The sequence below is a fragment of the Streptomyces cavernae genome (assembly GCF_004023625.1).
Classification (GTDB): Bacteria; Actinomycetota; Actinomycetes; order Streptomycetales; family Streptomycetaceae; genus Streptomyces; species Streptomyces cavernae.
The window spans coordinates 58,476-75,258 of sequence record NZ_RPDJ01000017.1 but is presented as its reverse complement, the minus strand read 5'-3'; the positions used below and the strand labels follow the sequence as shown (position 1 = coordinate 75,258).

The following is a 16,783-nucleotide window of genomic DNA, read 5'->3' as shown; positions in this document are numbered from 1 at the left end:
GGCGGGTCTCGCTCAGCCCGGGACGGTGCATTCGAACGCGTGCAGATACGCGTTGACCGGACGGATCCGGGCGATGACCAGGCCGGCGTCGGTCAGCCGCTTGACCATGCTCTCGGTGGTGTGTTTCGCGCCCCCCACGTTGAGGAGCAGCAGCAGGTCCATCGAGGTGGTGAACTTCATGGAGGGCGTGTCGTCGACCAGGTTCTCGATGACCACGACCCGGGCGCCGGGCTTGGCCACCGCCATGATGTTCCCCAGCGCGCGGCGGGTGCTGTCGTCGTCCCACTCGAGGATGTTCTTGATGATGTACATATCGGCCTGGACCGGGATGTCCGCACGGCAGTCGCCGGGCAGGATGCGGGCCCGGTCCGCCATGGCGCCGCCCTTGCGCAGCCGCGGATCGGCGTGCTCGACGACACGCGGCAGATCGAGCAGGACGCCTGCCAGCGCCGGGTGCCGCTCCAGCAGGCTCGCCAGCACATGGCCCTGGCCGCCGCCGATGTCCACGACCGACGACACCCCCGTGAGATCGAGGAGTTCGGCGACCTCGCGGGCCGACTGCTCGCTGGAGGTGGTCATGGCCCGGTTGAACACGTCCGCCGATTCCGGCGCGTCCTCGTGCAGGTAGCTGAAGAACTCCTTGCCGTACACGTCCTCGAAGACGCTCCGGCCGGAACGCACGGCCTCGTCGAGCCGGGGCCAGGCGCCCCACGTCCAGGGCTCGGTGCACCACAGCGCGATGTACTTCAGGCTGTGCGGATCGTCCTCGCGCAGCAGCCTGGACATCTCGGTGTGGGCGAAGGTGCCGTCCGGTCGTTCCTCGAAGATCCCGTAACAGCACAGGGCCTTGAGCAACCGCCCCAGTGCCCGGGGCTGGGCCCGGACCGCGGACGCCAGCTCCTCCGCCTTCATCGGCGTCTCATCCAGGGCGTCGGCCACACCCAGCCGAGCGGCCGCGCGTACCGCAGCGGCGCAGGCCGCGCCGAATACGAGCTCCCTGAGCCGCATGGGCGGCGGGGGAGCCTGACTCACGGTCGTCATGCACTGCCTCGATTCTCTTGCGGGAGGAAGGTGACCGGCACGGGCCTGCTCAGCACAGTCCGGCGGGCTGGGAGCCCGTGCAGAGGTTGGCCTGGAACGTGTTGCCGGCTCCGGTGTCGCCGTTGACCAGATCGGCCGGGGCGTTGCCCTGGGCGACGTTGTACTTGACCGTGTTGCGTTCGTTGAGGGCGCCCACGAAGCTCTTGAAGAGCACGATGCCGCCCGACAGCGGCGAGGCGCCCCGGTTGTCCTCGACCCAGTTCGCGGTGATCAGGGTCTCCTCGGCACCGGTGAGTACGATGCCGGAGCCCTGCAGGTAGGGCAGCCGTGGGGTCTTGGGGCAGTACCGGTTGTTCTCGTGGACGTAGTTGCCCCGAACCGTGAGCGCCCCGGCACGCGGCTTGGACTCGTCGCCGACGACGAACACGCCCGCGCAGTTGGCGGTGACGTCGTTGTGCTGGACGACGAGGTTGCGCAGTCGCCGGACGGTGACGCCGATCCGGTTGCCCGTCATGCGGTTGCCCTCGATCACCGTGCCCCGGGCGTCGATGGCGCCCTGTTCGGTGTCGGTCGTGTTGGACACGAACAGCCCTGCGTCGGCGTTGTTCCGGGCGGTGTTGTCCCGCAGCACGCTGCGCACCGACCGCTCCGTGGCGATTCCCCACTGCCCGTTCTTCTCGGCGGTCACGCCGCGGACGGTCAGGCGGTCGGTCCGGGACGCCCACAGACCGTGCTTCTTGAAACCGGAGAGGGTGAGCGAGCGGACGGCGGTTCCGGTGACGGGGGCGGCGTCGGTCCCGGCCACGCAGATGCCGTGACCGGCGGTGGCGCACGCGTTGCCCGCGGGGTCGGCAGCCGGCATGAGGACGGTCGTGCGGCCGGCGCCGCGCAGGGTGATCCCCGAGGTGGTGATCCGGACACTTTCGCGGTAGGTGCCCGGGGTCAGGAAGACGGTGTCCCCGGGGCGGGCCGCGTCCACCGCACTCTGGATCGACTGCCCGGGGCGCACCAGGTGCATGGTGTGGGCAGTGGCGGAGGGGGCGGCGCCCAGCATCGACGCCACCACGATCGCTGTGCCCGCGAGACAAGAAAACTGTCGCTTCGTCATGTGGCAGAAGTTATGGGGCGTTGGTCCGTTTTGCCACATGTGTTAACCCGTGCTGGACGGGTCACTGCCGCCGAGTGGGTGGTGGGCCGGGGGTCGGCGGCGGCAAGATCACTCGTGTGACGCAAACCCGTCGTGTCACCGTCGTTTCTGCATCACGTCCCGGCCGGGCGACCTGGACGGTTTTTCGCCCCCTCCGCCCCTACCCGCCCCTTGTCCCGGGGGCTGCCGCCCCCGGACCCCCGCATCGGCCTGAACGGCCTCGTCCTCAAACTCCCCCAAGATCTCGGCTTCGCTCGAGCAGGAGGGACCCCCATGACCGGCTGACATGGCTCCGGCTCCGGCGAGGGGTGTGTGTACGGCGGGCGAACGGATGCGGGCGCTGACGGCCTGGTCGGCGAGCGTGTCGTGAGCCGACGCCGCGGGAGTCGACTGGGGCTCCCGGGAGTTGCCGGAAGTCACCGGACGCCTCGGAGTCGCCGGGTGCCGCGGGGGGCCGCCGGGTGTCGGGCGCCGTGGGTGTCCGGGTGCCGCGGGGAGTGCCCGGGCGCCGCGGGTGTCCGGGTGCCGCGGGTGTCCGGAGTCGCCGGGAGTCGCCGAGTGTGGGAGTCGCAGGGAGCCCTCCGGGCCGCCGAGCGCCGCGGGTGTCCGGAGCGGCCGGGTACCGGGAGCCGCCGGTGTCCCCCGGGGCGCTCAGTGGGTGCGTGGAGGGCCGGCCGAACGCTCCCGTTCCCCGGGTCGCCAACGGCTCCGCAGCGCCAAGAATGTTCCTCCGGTGGTACCGATCACCAACACCAGCATCCGGTATTTCGTACACAGTTCGAAGTTTCGGTGCTGAAGATAGGGTCGCTTCACAGGTGCGTCAACCCCTTTTGGCCGGGGGTTTTGTGTCGGGGGAGGCGCGATGCCGCGGCCGGCCGTCGTCCCGAGTCGCGTCTTCGGGCGCGTTATTCAAACGTGACGACTTCCCGGCGCAGCCCTCTTGACCGCCATGAATTGTTAGCGCTCACAATGGCGTCCGCATTCATCAGTCGGCAGCCAGCGACATCCCGAGGAGGTGTGACCGTCGTGCCCACTGGACCCGAACTCGCCTCCCCCGTCTGTGTCGTGGGGGACCGGACGCCCGAACGGTTAGCGGACCGTCAGGCGCCCCGGCCGCCCCGGGAGTTGGCATGAACCCGGCTACGCGGAGGCATCCGCACGCGTCACAGGTCTTGTCCGTAGACGACCGCCAAGGAGGTGCGGCCGTGGCACCATCGCAGCTCCGGCCGCCCACCATGGCCGACGTGGCACGACAGGCGGGCGTCTCGCACCAGACCGTGTCCCGGGTGCTGGGCGACCACCCCAACGTTCGGGACGAGACCCGGGCCAAAGTGCTGCGCGTGATCGAGGAGATGGGCTACCGTCGCAACTCCTCCGCACGGGCTCTGGCCACCCGGCGCACCCGGACCCTGGGTGTGGTCGCGTCCGACACCACGCTCTACGGTCCGGCCAGCACCCTCTTCGCCCTCGAGGAGGCGGCCCGGGCCCGGGGGTACCTGGTCTCCACGGTCAGTCTGCGCAAACTGACCGTGCAGACGCTGTCCGAGGCGCTGGACCACCTCAGCGACGGCGGGGTCGAGGGAGTGGTCGCCGTCGCCCCGCAGCGGTCGGCGGTCGACGCCCTCGCCGGACTGCGCCGTCCGTTCCCGGTGGTCACGGTGGGCAGCGGGCCCGGCGTGGACATCCCCTGCGTCACGGTGGACCATCACCAGGGCGCACGGCTGGCCACGAGCCATCTGCTGGCGGCCGGCCACCGCACGGTCTGGCACCTCGCCGGACCCGAGGACTGGCAGGAGACCGCCGACCGGGCGGCCGGCTGGCGGGCCACCCTCGAAGCGGCGGGCGTACAACCGCCGTTGGTGCTGCACGGGGACTGGAGTCCGCTGTCCGGCTACCGCGCCGGCCAGGAACTGGCCGGCTGGGTGGGCCGGGGACTGACGGCGGTCTTCGTCGCCAACGACCAGATGGCGCTGGGGGTGTTGCGGGCCCTGAGGGAGGCGGGCGTGCGAACTCCCCAGGACGTGGCGGTGGTCGGCTTCGACGACATCCCCGAGTCGGAGTTCTTCGCCCCGCCGCTCACCACGGTCCGACAGGACTTCGCGGCCGTGGGCAAACGCAGTATCGCCCTGCTCCTGGACCTGATCGAGGGCCGGGCACCGTCCGGGACACCCCGGATCTCGATCGAACCGCAACTTGTCGTCCGCGCCAGTACGTTCCCGTACGCACCCGGAACGGGGGCCGCTCCAGGCTGACGCGGCACGCACGGCACCACACGGCTGTTTCCGCCCAGCGGTGCGGCCGACATCTCGAACAATGATCGACAGGCTGGACGTAGTGCGGCCGGTCCCATCGAGTAACCAGCACGGGTACCACCCCGGGCCGGCTCTTCAAAGGAGAAGAACATGCTCAACAGAAGGAACTTCCTCACTGCGGCCATCGGCGTGGCGGCTGCGGGCGGCCTCGCGGCCTGCGCCAAGAAGGAGGAGTCCGGCTCCACCTCGACCTCCGGGGACGGCGGCAGCAAGGCGATCACCCTCGGCTTCTCCCAGGTCGGTTCGGAGAGCGGCTGGCGCAGCGCCAACACCGACTCGGTGAAGTCGGCGGCCAAGGAGGCGGGCTACAGGCTCCAGTTCTCCGACGCCCAGCAGAAGCAGGAGAACCAGATCTCCGCGATCCGCAGCTTCATCTCGCAGAAGGTGGACGTCATAGCCTTCTCGCCGGTGGTCGTCACCGGCTGGGACGCGGTGCTCAAGGAGGCGAAGGCCGCGAAGATCCCGGTGGTCCTCACCGACCGCTCCGTCGAGACCTCCGACGAGTCCCTGTACGTGACCCTGGTCGGCTCCGACTTCACCGACGAGGGCCGCCGCGCCGCCAAGATCCTGGAGAAGGTCCTGGAGAAGGCCGGCCACAAGGGCCCCGTGAAGATCGCCCAGCTCGAGGGCACCACCGGTGCCGCCCCCGCGATCGAGCGCGCCAAGGGCTTCAAGGAGGTCATGGAAGCCGACCACAAGGACGACTGGAAGGTCGTCGTCAGCCAGACCGGTGACTTCACCCGCGCCGGCGGCAAGCAGGTCATGGCGGCCTTCCTGCAGTCCAACCCGGACATCAACGTGCTCTACGCGCACAACGACGACATGGCCATCGGCGCCATCCAGTCCATCGAGGCGGCCGGCAAGAAGCCCGGCAAGGACATCCTCATCGTCTCGGTCGACGGTGTGAAGGACGGCTTCGTCGCCATGTCCGAAGGCAAGATCAACGCCATCGTCGAGTGCAACCCGCTGCTCGGCCCCCAGCTGATGGAGGTCGTGCAGAAGGTCAAGAACGGTGAGACGGTCGAGCGCTGGATCAAGACCAAGGAGAGCGACTTCATGCAGGACCAGGCCAAGGACGCGCTCCCCACCCGCAAGTACTGACCGAACGCACCCACCGGCAGGGAGCCCGGCCGGCCGAAGACCTCGGCCGACGGCGCTCCCTGCGGGCCTGAACCCATTTCAGAGGAGCGCTGCCATGGCAGAGCCGCAGCCCGTCCTTCAGATGACGGGCATAGTCAAAGAGTTTCCTGGGGTACGGGCTCTGTCGGGCGTCGACTTCCGGCTCTTCCCCGGCGAGATCCACGCCCTGCTCGGCGAGAACGGCGCCGGGAAGTCCACCCTCATCAAGGTGCTGACGGGAGTTCATTCCCTGGACGGCGGCACCATCACCCTCGATGGCGAGTCCGTGCGCTTCGCCAGCCCGCTGCAGGCGCAGCAGGCCGGCATCAGCACGGTCTACCAGGAGGTCAACCTCTGCCCCAACCTGTCGGTGGCGGAGAACATCTTCATCGGGCGCGAACCCACCCGGGCCGGCCGCATCCAGTGGAAGCGCATGCGCCGCGAGGCGGCGGAACTGGTCGACCGGCTCGGCCTCGACATCGACGTGACCGCGCCGCTGTCCTCGTACCCGCTGGCCGTGCAGCAACTGGTCGCGATCGTACGGTCGGTGGGCACCGGCGACAGTGTCAGCGGCGGATCGGGCACCAAGGTGCTGATCCTGGACGAGCCGACGTCCAGCCTCGACCGCGGCGAGGTGCTCGAACTCTTCAGCCTGATGCGGCGGTTGAAGGAACAGGGCGTGGCGATCCTGTTCGTGTCGCACTTCCTCGACCAGATCTACGAGGTCTGCGACCGCATGACCGTCCTGCGCAACGGCACCCTGGTCGGCGAGCACATGGTCCGCGACCTCGACCAGGTGGGACTCGTCCAGCTGATGATCGGCAAGGCACTCGACCAGCTGGAGGAACTCCACGACCACCAGCTGCACTCGGACGTCGGCGAGACGCTGCTGAAGGCCGAGGCCCTCGGCAGGGCAGGCGGAATCGCCCCCTTCGACCTGGAGGTCAAGAAGGGCGAGGTGATCGGACTCGCCGGACTGCTCGGCTCGGGCCGCACCGAACTGGCCCGGCTGCTGTTCGGCGCCGACCAGCCCGACAGCGGCACGGTGTCCATCGGCGGCAAGCAGGTCTCGATGAACGCCCCCAACGACGCCATCGGCGCCGGGGTCGCGTTCTGCTCCGAGAACCGCAAGACCGAGGGATTGGTACCGGACCTGACGGTCCGTGAGAACATCATCCTCGCGCTCCAGGCCGCACGCGGCTGGACCCGGCCCATCCCGGCCTCCCAGCGCGACGAACTCGTCGCCAAGTACATCAAGGCGCTGGACATCCGCCCCGCCAACCCGGAGGCCCGCGTCGGCCAGCTAAGCGGCGGCAACCAGCAGAAGGTGCTGCTCGCCCGCTGGCTGATCACCCAGCCCAAGCTGCTGATCCTGGACGAGCCGACGCGCGGCATCGACATCGGCGCCAAGGCGGAGATCCAGAAACTCGTGGTCTCGCTCTCCGAGGACGGCATGTCCGTGCTGTACATCGCGGCCGAGCTCGAGGAGGTCCTCCGGCTCAGTCACACCATCGGAGTGCTGCGCGACCGCCGGCTGGTGGCGCAGCTCACCAACGGGCCGGAGATCACCACCAGCCGGATCCTGGAGACCATCGCGAGCGGAGAGCACCAGTGACCACCACTTCCCGATGGCGAGCGCTGACGCACCACCACCTGTTCTGGCCGGTCGCGGTCCTGGTCGTCCTCCTGCTCGTCAACGTGCCTTTCACCCCCGACTTCTTCTCGATCAAGATGACGGACGGCCACCTCTACGGCAGCCTCGTCTCGATCGTGCTGTTCGGCTCGCCGCTGATCCTGGTGGCGGTCGGCATGACCCTGGTCATCGCAACCGGCGGCATCGACCTCTCCGTCGGTGCCGTGGTCGCCATCACCGGGGCCCTCGCCTGTTCCTACATCAGCGACCAGGCCGACCAGAGCGCCCTTGCCGGGGTGCTGCTCGCCATGGGTCTCGGACTGCTCGCCGCGGTCGTCTGCGGCCTCTGGAACGGCTTCCTGGTCGCCAGGATGGGCATCCAGCCCATCATCGCGACCCTCATCATCATGGTCGCCGGCCGCGGTGTCGCCCAGCTCATCACCGACGGCCAGATCATCACCATCAACAGCGAGCCGTACAAGCTGATCGGCGGCGGCTACTGGCTGACGCTGCCGTTCTCCATCTTCGTGGTCGCCGTTGTCGTCGCCGTCACCGTGGTGCTCACCCGCCGCACCGCGCTCGGCCTGCTGGTGGAGTCCGTCGGCGGGAACGCCGAGGCCAGCCGCCTGGTCGGCATCCGGTCCCGGCGCATCAAGATCATGGTGTACGTGTTCTGCGCCCTGTGCGCGGGCATCGCGGGCCTGATGATCAGCTCCAACACCTCGGCCGCGGACGGCAACAACGCCGGTCTGTGGATCGAACTCGACGCGATCCTCGCCGTGGTGATCGGCGGCACCTCGCTGCTCGGCGGCCGGTTCTCCATCGGCGGCACGGTGGTGGGCGCCCTCGTCATCCAGACCCTGACCACCACGATCTACACCATCGGCGTGCCCACCCAGACCAACCTGGTCTTCAAGGCCGTCGTCGTCATCATCGTCTGCCTGCTGCAGTCCCCGAAGTTCCGCGCCAAGGTCTTCAGCGCCAGGCTCGGAGCCAAGTCCGGCGCGCAGGGCGGCGGTTCGCCGTCGGCCCCGGCTCCGGCGGGAACGACCGCCGCGGCGACCGAGGCCGCTCCCAAGATGGAGGTGTCGTGATGAGCGCGACGACCCAGACTCCCACGACGCCGGCAAGCTCAACGGCGTCCAAGGCCGCGCGCCTGCTCGGCGACCGGCGGCTGCCCGTCCTGGCCACCGCCGCGCTGTTCCTCGCGATGTACATCGGCGGTCTCAGCCGGTACCAGAACTACGGGTTCGCCGAACCGCAGGTGTTCCTCAACCTGTTCATCGACAACGGCTATCTGCTGGTCGCGGCGGTCGGCGCCACCTTCGTCATCCTCTCCGGCGGCATCGACCTGTCCGTGGGATCGGTGATCGGCTTCACCACGATGTTCACCGCGTGGCTGGTGGAGCGTCAGGGCGTGCCGCTGGTGATCGCCGTCGTCCTCGCCCTCGGCGTCGGCTCGTTCGGCGGCTTCCTCATGGGCTATGTGATCCACAACTTCGAGATCCAGCCGTTCATCGTGACCCTCGCCGGGCTCTTCCTCTTCCGGGGCCTCTGCCTGGTCATCAGCAAGGAGTCGATCTCCATCGGCGACGCCTCGGTGAGCAGCCTCGCCCAGACGCGGGTGTCGCTGGGCCTGGGAGAACTGTCGATCGGTGCCCTGCTGGCCCTGGTCGTCCTCGGCATCGCGTTCTACGTACTGCACTACACCCGCTTCGGGCGCCGTGTGTACGCCATCGGCGGCAACGAGCAGTCCGCGATGCTGATGGGCCTGCCGCAGGGCGGCACGAAGATCGCCGTGTACACCGTGAGCGGTTTCTGCTCGGCTCTCGCCGGGCTGTTGTTCACCCTGTACATCCAGTCCGGTGACCCGCTGCACGCCACCGGCATGGAGCTCGACGCGATCGCCGCGGTCGTCATCGGCGGCACCCTGCTGACGGGCGGCTCCGGCTATGTGATCGGCACCCTCTTCGGTGTCCTCGTGCTGGGCCTGATCAAGAGCCTCATCCAGTTCGAGGGAACGCTCAGCTCCTGGTGGACGAAGATCGCCACGGGTGTGCTGCTGTGCGCGTTCATCCTGATCCAGCGGGCCATGACGGCACGCAAGAAGACCTGACCGGCCGGATCACGTTCAGGAGGCCTTGCACTACGCCCGCCCGGGTCGCTCATAGTGCAAGGCCCCTCAGACCGCCGCGGCCCGCCCTTGTAGATCCACGGGGCGGGCCGTTGGCATGAGGGCGGGAGCCCGTCACTTCTGCAGGACCGCCTGCATGACGCTGCGTGCCAGGGGAGCGCCGAGCCGGCCGCCGGAGATGTCCGCCCGGGAGATGTCCATGTCGGTCGGGTCGATGAAGACCGCCACCGCGACGGAGGCCCCGTCGGAGTTCTTGCCGTAGGAGACGAACCAGCCGTAGGGCACCTCGTCGGCGACGTCGACGCCGCGCTGCGCGGTGCCGGTCTTGCCGCCCACGGTGATGCCGTCGATCTGTGCCCGTTGCGCGCTGCCCTCCTTGGCGGTGAACTCCATCATCTCCTGCACCTTCTTGGCTGTCTCGGGGGAGACGGCCTGGCTCATCTCCCGCGGTTCGGTCTTCTTCAGGGTGCTGAGGTCGGGACCACGGACCTCGTCGACGATGTAGGGCTGCATCAGCTTGCCGTCGTTGGCCAGCGCCGCGGTGATCATGGCCATCTGCATGGGGGTGGTGGTGAGGCTGCCCTGGCCCATGCCGGTGAGGGCGGTCCCGGGCTTGTCCAGGTCCTCGGGGTACAGGCTCTGGACGGCGCGCAGGTCACCGTTGTCCTCGGAGTAGACGTCCTCGTTGAAGCCGAACTTCTCCGCCGTCTCACGCATCTTTTCCTGGCCGAGCTTGTTCGCCACGTCGAGGAAGACGTTGTTGCACGAGTACTGCATCGCCGTCTTGAGCGAGGCGTTGCCGCACACCGCGTCGCCCGCCTGGCTGCCGATCTTGTTGGTGGACAGGGGCAGCTGGTAGGGGGAGGGAGCGCCGCTCGAGGCGTCGACGTCCGTGACGACGCCGTGCTCCACGGCCGCCGCCGCGGTGAGGATCTTGAAGGTGGAGCCGGGCGGGAAGGTCTCGCGCAGGGGCCGGTTCGCCAGCGGCTTGCTCTTCTTCTTGTCGAGCGCCACGAACCGGTCGGACTCCTTGAAGGTGTTGCCCGCGAACACCGACGGGTCGTACGAGGGTGCCGACGCCAGGGCCAGTACCTTGCCCGTGGCGGGCTCCAGGGCGACGACCGCCCCCCGGGCCCCCTCGAGGTCCGTCAGGCCCTCGTAGGCGGCCTTCTGCGCCTTCGGGTCGATCGTGGTGACCACCGAGCCGGTGCGGGGTCCCTTGCCGGAGACCATGTCCGTGAACCGCTGGAAGGCGAGGGAGTCGTCCTGTCCGCTGAGGATGCCGTCGTAGGTCTTCTCCAGCAGCGACATCCCCTGTGCCTGCGAGGCGTAGCCCGTCACGGGCGCGTACATGGGGCCGTCCACATACGTGCGCTTGTACTTGAGGTCCGAGCCGTCCGCCTCCGTCGAACCGGTGACGGCCTTGCCGCCGACGACGATGTCACCGCGGGGCGCGGAGAACTGCTCGATCTGCACGCGCTTGTTTCTCTCGTCCGTGGCGAGCTTCTCGGCCTGCATGAACTGCAGCCAGTTCGCGCGCAGCAGCAGGGCCAGGGTCAGGAGCCCGCAGAAGATGGCGACTTTCCTCAGCGTCGGGTTCATCGGCGGCCCTCACCGGTGATCCGACGCCCGGCGTCCGCGCCGACCTGGGGCCGGTGGTGTCGGGAAGGTATGGAGGTGCGTAAGTACATGGTGGCAGTTTAGTGATCCCGATCCGAGCGGCCGGTGCGACCCTCAACGCGCCGAGCGGCACCCGGGGTCGGACCGGGTGCCGCTCGGTGGTGTGTGCGGTGTCGGGGGAAGGGTGTGCTACGGCCGGCCGATGGTGATGCCGGCCGTCCTGCTTCCCGGATCGTTGTCGTAGACGACCTCGCCGGTGGACTTCTTCCAGATCTTGATCCGGTAGGTGTCCGGGCTGTTGGTGGCGGTGACGCGGAATCCGTAGCCGCTGGTGCCGTTCAGGGTTCCGGAGCCCTGGTAGCGGATGGTGGAACCGGTGACGACGAGCCAGTCGGAACCCGTGGCGCGGAACTTCAGCCTGGCCGCCAGGAAGTCGAAGGTGGCGTGGCCGGACGGGACGGTGGCTCCCTTCTTGTAGCGGGCGTCGAAGGAGTAGGCCGCGGGTCCGGTCACCTGCGGCTTCGCCGGGTAGGCGCCGGCGGGCGAGGAGAAGAAGCCCACCCCGACGGCCCAGGCCGCCCGGTCGTAGACGACCAGTTCGGGGAGCTTGGCGCTGCCCGAGCCGCCGTCGTCGTCGGTGACGGTGATCTCCGGACGGTGGATGCCCGCCTTGGTGTAGGTGTGGGTGGCCGTGCAACGGGAGCCGGTGACGGTGCCCTCGGCCGGGCCGCTGCCGTCCTTGAAGTCGATGCGGCAGGTCTGGGTGTCAGCGGTGCCCAGGTCGGTGAAGTCGGCGGTGACGACGGTGCTCCTGCCGACCGCGACCGGGTCCTTCGGGCCCGCCGCCGCGGTGATCACCGGGGCCGCGTTGGCCACCGTGACGGTGAGCGTGTCGCTGCCGCGGCCACCGGTCAGGGTGACCTTGTAGGTGCCGTCGTCGGCGCAGGTGATGGTGGTGAGGATGGCGCCGGCGTCGGCGAAGGTGCAGGGGGCGCCGTCCTCCACCGTCCACTTGGGGTCGCCCGCGCCGGAGATGGTTCCGGTGACCGGGATCGCGGTGCCCTCGGTGCCGGCGGCGTTCGGCCCGGCGCGGACGACGGTGACGGGGTCGATGCTCGTCAGGGTCGGGACGACCTTCTTCATCAGGCCGTCGGCGTCGAACTCCAGCTTGTCGATGGTGGTTTCGCGGTTGGTGCCGTCACCGCCGGGGATGGCGAAGCGGTGGTAGGCGATGTACCAGTCGTCGGTGTTCGGGACATGGACGACCGAGTGGTGGCCGGGGCCCTTGATGCCCAGGGAGAGGTCCTTCTCCAGGATCACGCCCCGCTTGGTCCAGGGTCCCGTGGGGGAGGAGCCGGTCGCGTAGGCGACCCGGTAGTTCTCGTCCCGGGTGTCGTTCTCCGACCACATGAAGTAGTAGGTGCCCTTGCGCTTGATGACGAAGGTGCCCTCATTGTAGCCGCTGGGGGTGATGTCCTTCACCTTCGACGCGTCGAAGGAGACCATGTCCTCGTTCAGCGGCACGACGTACGCCCGGCCGTTGCCCCAGTACAGATACGGCTGCCCGTCGTCGTCGGTGAACACCGCCGGGTCGATCATCTGGCCCGGGTACTGGCCCGCCTTGAGCAGCGGCTTGCCCAGCGCGTCCTTGAACGGTCCGGTCGGCGAGTCGGCCACCGCGACACCGATGTTCGCGTCGGCGCAGAAGTAGAAGTAGTACTTGCCGTCCCTCTCCTCGATCGCGGGCGCCCAGGCCCGGCTGTCGGCCCAGCTGACGTCCGGCCCCAGGTCCAGGATGACGCCGTGGTCCTTCCAGTGGACGAGGTCCTTGGAGGAGTACGCCTTGAACTGCGTGCCGCTCCAGCCCGGGAAGCCGTCGGTGGTGGGGTAGATGTAGAAGGTGTCACCGAACCGGACGATGTTCGGGTCGGCGTTGAGTCCCGGCAGGACCGGGCTCTTCATCTCCAGGGCCGTGACCGTCCAGGTGCGCTTCTTCCCGTCGGAACCGGTGACCTCGTACGTGACCGGCTCGGTGAAGTCGCGCAGCGTGCCGGAGGCGGGGCTGATGGACGCGCCGTGGGCGAGGGTGAACTCCGGTGCCAGCGCGGTGAGATCGCTGCCTTCCGCAAGCGGGAGAGTGATCCTCGAGTCCTTGTCGTCGATGATCGCGTCGACCTTCAGCGCGGGGTGGGTCGCCGCGGCGATGCCCGTGGTGTTGCCGCTGAGCTCCAGGACCTCGGTGGGGGTGAGGGCGCGGTTGTAGATCCGGAAGTCGTCGACCTCGCCGCCGAAGTACGGGTCGGCGGAGTACAGGGAGCGGCCGATGTAGCCGGAGTAGCCCTTGGCCGCGTCGTAGAGCTCGGACGGCTTGGTGGTGACCCCGGTCGCGCGGGTGGCCTCTACCCCGTCGACGTACAGGACCGCCGTCTCGGTGGCGCCGTTCAGGGTGACGGCGACGTGCTGCCACTCACCGGGGGTGAGCGCGGAGCCCGCCGTCATCTTCGACTCCGCCGACCAACTGGCCTTCGTGATGGCCGAGTAGAGCTTGGAACCGCCGTTGGAGGGGCTGGCGAAGAGGTACTTGTCGCTGTCGGGGCCGAGCCCGAAGAGCCACTGCCAGTTCTCCCCGCCCTTCCACTTCGCGTACGTGGAGACCGTGACGCTGCCGGCGTCCTTCAGCACGCCGTTCGGGATCCGGACGTACGGCGAGGTGGTCGAGGTGCTGGAACCGCCGGACATCTTGAACGAGCCCTCGTGCACACCGGTCCCGAAGTCCGGGGTGCGGACATAGGTTCCGTGGTTGCCGTGGCCGCTGGCGTCCCGGGCGATGCTGCCGGCCATTTCGTCGAACTTGTAGTCCAGGACGAGATCGGCCGGCACGTCCGGGCCCTCCGCCGAGACCGTGACCTCGGCCTTGGCCTTGAGCGCGGCGCCGTCCGGCAGGCTGCCGGTCACCGTGAAGGTGCCGGCCTGCGCGTACGCCGACGCGGGGACGTCGTCCCAGGTGACGGAGACGGGCCGCTTGACGCCGTCCGAGTACTCGGCGATCACGGTGGCCGGCAGGACCGGCGCGTCACCGATGCGCGTCTCCACCGAGGCGTCCTCGACGCTCTGTACGAGCTGGTCGGACTGGTAGGTGCTCAGCAGCCGGTCGTACTCGGCCTGGGTGACCGGAAGCACCGTGCCGTGCCGCGGCCTTGACGGCAGGTCATAGCCGGTGGACGGGGTCCAGGCGCCGGAGGCGAGGTCGGTCGTCTCGAACGGGATGTAACCACGGCCGCCGAACTCGTCGAGGAACGCGTACCACTTGTCCTCGGTGTTGGACTTGAACACCAGCGGTCCCTCGGCGGCGCTCATCGCGCCCTTGCCGATGCCCTCGGCGACGGCGTCCCAGGACAGGTCGAGGAGCGAGTCGCTCTTCTCCTCGAAGATGAACTTGCTGTTGGGGGTGGAGGAGGTGTTGTTCCGCTCGTCCTTCGACAGCCTGAAGTACGTTCCGTCGTGCTGGATCACCGTGGAGTCGATGACCGAGTAGCCGCGGTCGATCCACACCTTGGGCTCGCTGAAGGTGTGGAAGTCGCGGGTGGTGGCGTACATCATACGGTTGTACGTGTCGCCGGTGTGCGCCTCGTTGTCGTAAAGCTTCGACGCCCAGAAGACCACGTACTCGCCGCGCTGCTCGTCGTAGAACGCCTCGGGTGCCCAGGTGTTGCCCGCGCTGTCGGGGGAGACCTTCACCAGACGCTGGTTGGTCCAGTTCACCAGGTCGGTGGACTCCCAGACCATGATGGACTTGCTGCCGGTGCGCTGTGCCGCGTCCCAGTTGCCGTTGCCGTAGATCCTCAGGTCGGTGGCGATCTGGTAGAACTTGTCGCCCTCGGGGGAGCGGATGATGAACGGGTCGCGCAGACCCTTCTCACCGAGCGTGGAGGTCAGGACCGGCTTGCCGTCGTTCAACTCCCGCCACTTCAGCGGGTCGTTGCCCTTGCTGAGCGCGAAGTACAGCTGTTCGCCGTCCGAGGTGCCCTCGCCGGTGAAGTAGCTGAACATATAGCCCTTCAGGGCTTCCTTGGCGGGGAGTTCGGGCACCTTCGCGGTGAAGACCCTGCTCGCCTCGGCGTCGCCCTTGGTGACCTTGGCGGTCAGCTCCACGGTGGTGCCGCCGTCGCTGTGCGCGGGGCGGTGCACCACACCGTCGGCGTCGATGACGTCCGGCTTCGCGGAGGACCAGGAGACCTTCGTCGCGTAGTCGCCGGTAGCAGGGAGGGTGAGGTTGCCGCGTACGTCGTCGAGGTTGTGGACGGTCAGCGCCTCGGCGGCCCGCTCGGTGGCGGTGGCGTCGTCGAAGGCGGCGGGGACCGTGATGTCGAAGGACTTGGTGTCGGTCACGGTGCCCTTCTTCAGGGTCGCCGTGAGCGTGGCCTGGCCGTCGGGCTCACCGGAGGCGGGACGCGTGACCTTGCCGGTCGCGGACACCACGGAGGTGTTGTCGCTGGCCCAGGTGATGGTCGAGCCGCCCGCCGTGCCCTTGGCAGGCAGGGTCAGGTCCGAGACGACGGCGCTGGTGTCGCCGAGCGTGAGGGCGGCCTTGTCGTCGGCGACGCCCTGGGTGGCCACGGGGAGGGAGAGCTGCTCGACCTCCGCACCGGCCAGCGCGCGGTTGTACACGCGGAAGTCCCGGATGCTGCCCTTGAAGAGCTTGTCGCCCGGATACACCGACTTGCCGACGTAGTTGGCGGTGGTGGTGCCGGCGCCGATCGAGCCCGGGGTGATGGTGACCGCCGTGTTGCGGGCGACCTCGACCCCGTCCTCGTACAGCACGCCGGTGTTTCCGGTCTGGGTGTAGGTGACCTGCTTCCAGACGCCGCGGGTCAGGTTGGGGGAGCCTGACGGCCTGGTGGTCTGCTCGGTCGACCAGTTGCCGGTGGCGATGGAGGTGCGGAAGCTGTCGCCGGTGGTGAAGAGGTAGCCGTTGCCGGCCGAGCCGCTGGTGTTGCCGAAGCCGTGGATGAAGTACGGGGTGGGCTGCGTGGAGTCGACCTTGACGTCCATGGAGACGCTGATCGAGTTCATGCCGCTCATGATGTTGTCCGGCACCTTGATGTAGGTGTCGGAGCCGTTGAAGGCGAGCCCCTCGCCGCTGCCGGACCAGGCGGCGGTGCCGTTCACCGTGCCGTCCCGGCCGTTTCCGGAGGCGTCGGCGGCCACGGCGCCCGAGGCGGCGTCGAGCTTGTACCAGAGGGCCAGACCGTCGGTGATGTCCGCCGCCCGTGCGGGGGCGACCGGTCCTGCCAGCCCCATGAGCAACGAGGCCGCGGTCAGTCCGGCGAACCGGCCCGCCCTCCGTCTCGCGCGGCTGGGGGGCCGTGGGATGAGCAGCATGTACAGGTCTCCTCGTCGAGACATGACGGAAGGAACGACGGAGGGGCGGAATGGCGGGCCTCGAGCCCTGCTCACCCCTCCGGTTTCGTCTGTGTGACGTCGTGTTGCGAGAGTGTCAATCTCTGCCTACTGGCGAGTCAAGAGGTTTCGAACGATGTCCGACCAGCCGAACGGTCAATGCCCGTCGGCAGTTGTGCGCGCACGGGAAAAGGGCCGGGGTCACGGATGTCCGTGACCCCGGCCCGGGTTCTGCGGTGACCTCAGGAGGCCGGCTCGGTCACCTTCGCCACGGTGTCGCCGTCAACGGCCGCCGCCCGCTGCGGGACCAGCCGCTCAGCATGTACGACAGGGCCGGCACCGACGCCTCGTCCTCCACGCCGACGCGGCGGCGAGCC

General features: G+C 68.7%; 9 protein-coding genes. 5 read left to right on the top strand and 4 right to left on the bottom strand.

The features are described from left to right. Positions 1–12: 12 nt before the first annotated feature. Complete coding sequence (locus tag EF387_RS27690; protein WP_128379329.1) at positions 13–1,041, bottom strand: methyltransferase; 1,029 nt, start codon at positions 1,039–1,041, stop codon at positions 13–15. 49 nt (positions 1,042–1,090) lie between these two features. Further along, on the bottom strand, positions 1,091–2,149 hold the full coding sequence (locus EF387_RS27685; protein ID WP_128379328.1) for a right-handed parallel beta-helix repeat-containing protein: 1,059 nt from the start codon (positions 2,147–2,149) through the stop codon (positions 1,091–1,093). Between the two features lie 1,244 nt (positions 2,150–3,393). Between EF387_RS27685 and EF387_RS27680 the strand changes: the two genes are divergently transcribed. The 5 genes from EF387_RS27680 to yjfF all read left to right on the top strand — a co-directional run bounded on the left by EF387_RS27680 (position 3,394) and on the right by yjfF (position 9,368). Continuing rightward, positions 3,394–4,440 (top strand): LacI family DNA-binding transcriptional regulator, encoded by a 1,047-nt coding sequence (locus EF387_RS27680; RefSeq protein WP_128379327.1) that lies wholly within the window; start codon positions 3,394–3,396, stop codon positions 4,438–4,440. A gap of 150 nt (positions 4,441–4,590) precedes the next feature. Continuing rightward, positions 4,591–5,601: an ABC transporter substrate-binding protein gene (locus EF387_RS27675; RefSeq protein ID WP_128379326.1), complete on the top strand. Its 1,011-nt coding sequence runs from the start codon at positions 4,591–4,593 to the stop codon at positions 5,599–5,601. Between the two features lie 94 nt (positions 5,602–5,695). After that, positions 5,696–7,234 (top strand): sugar ABC transporter ATP-binding protein, encoded by a 1,539-nt coding sequence (locus EF387_RS27670; RefSeq protein WP_128379325.1) that lies wholly within the window; start codon positions 5,696–5,698, stop codon positions 7,232–7,234. Beyond that, complete coding sequence (locus EF387_RS27665; protein WP_128379324.1) at positions 7,231–8,346, top strand: ABC transporter permease; 1,116 nt, start codon at positions 7,231–7,233, stop codon at positions 8,344–8,346. The genes EF387_RS27670 and EF387_RS27665 overlap by 4 nt, the downstream gene beginning before the upstream one ends. Then, the gene (yjfF, locus tag EF387_RS27660; protein WP_128379323.1) at positions 8,346–9,368 is read left to right on the top strand and encodes a galactofuranose ABC transporter, permease protein YjfF; all 1,023 of its coding nucleotides are present in this window, start codon (positions 8,346–8,348) and stop codon (positions 9,366–9,368) included. The genes EF387_RS27665 and yjfF overlap by 1 nt, the downstream gene beginning before the upstream one ends. 132 nt (positions 9,369–9,500) lie before the next feature. On the opposite strand, the gene EF387_RS27655 is transcribed toward yjfF, so the two are convergent. Together EF387_RS27655 and EF387_RS27650 are read right to left on the bottom strand one after the other, a co-directional pair. Further along, the gene (locus EF387_RS27655) at positions 9,501–10,988 is read right to left on the bottom strand and encodes a peptidoglycan D,D-transpeptidase FtsI family protein (RefSeq protein ID WP_128379322.1); all 1,488 of its coding nucleotides are present in this window, start codon (positions 10,986–10,988) and stop codon (positions 9,501–9,503) included. A 207-nt stretch (positions 10,989–11,195) separates the two neighbouring features. Next, entirely contained in the window at positions 11,196–16,388 is a 5,193-nt protein-coding gene (locus EF387_RS27650) for a family 43 glycosylhydrolase (protein ID WP_128379321.1), read from the bottom strand. Positions 16,389–16,783 lie beyond the last annotated feature (395 nt).

Bases quoted from the DNA above. Each gene is read 5' to 3' on its own strand.
- EF387_RS27655 (WP_128379322.1), bottom strand. From the start codon at position 10,988: ATGAACCCGACGCTGAGGAAAGTCGCCATCTTCTGCGGGCTCCTGACC.
- EF387_RS27670 (WP_128379325.1), top strand. From the start codon at position 5,696: ATGGCAGAGCCGCAGCCCGTCCTTCAGATGACGGGCATAGTCAAAGAG.
- EF387_RS27685 (WP_128379328.1), bottom strand. From the start codon at position 2,149: ATGACGAAGCGACAGTTTTCTTGTCTCGCGGGCACAGCGATCGTGGTG.
- EF387_RS27675 (WP_128379326.1), top strand. From the start codon at position 4,591: ATGCTCAACAGAAGGAACTTCCTCACTGCGGCCATCGGCGTGGCGGCT.
- EF387_RS27650 (WP_128379321.1), bottom strand. From the start codon at position 16,388: ATGCTGCTCATCCCACGGCCCCCCAGCCGCGCGAGACGGAGGGCGGGC.
- EF387_RS27690 (WP_128379329.1), bottom strand. From the start codon at position 1,041: ATGACGACCGTGAGTCAGGCTCCCCCGCCGCCCATGCGGCTCAGGGAG.
- yjfF (WP_128379323.1), top strand. From the start codon at position 8,346: ATGAGCGCGACGACCCAGACTCCCACGACGCCGGCAAGCTCAACGGCG.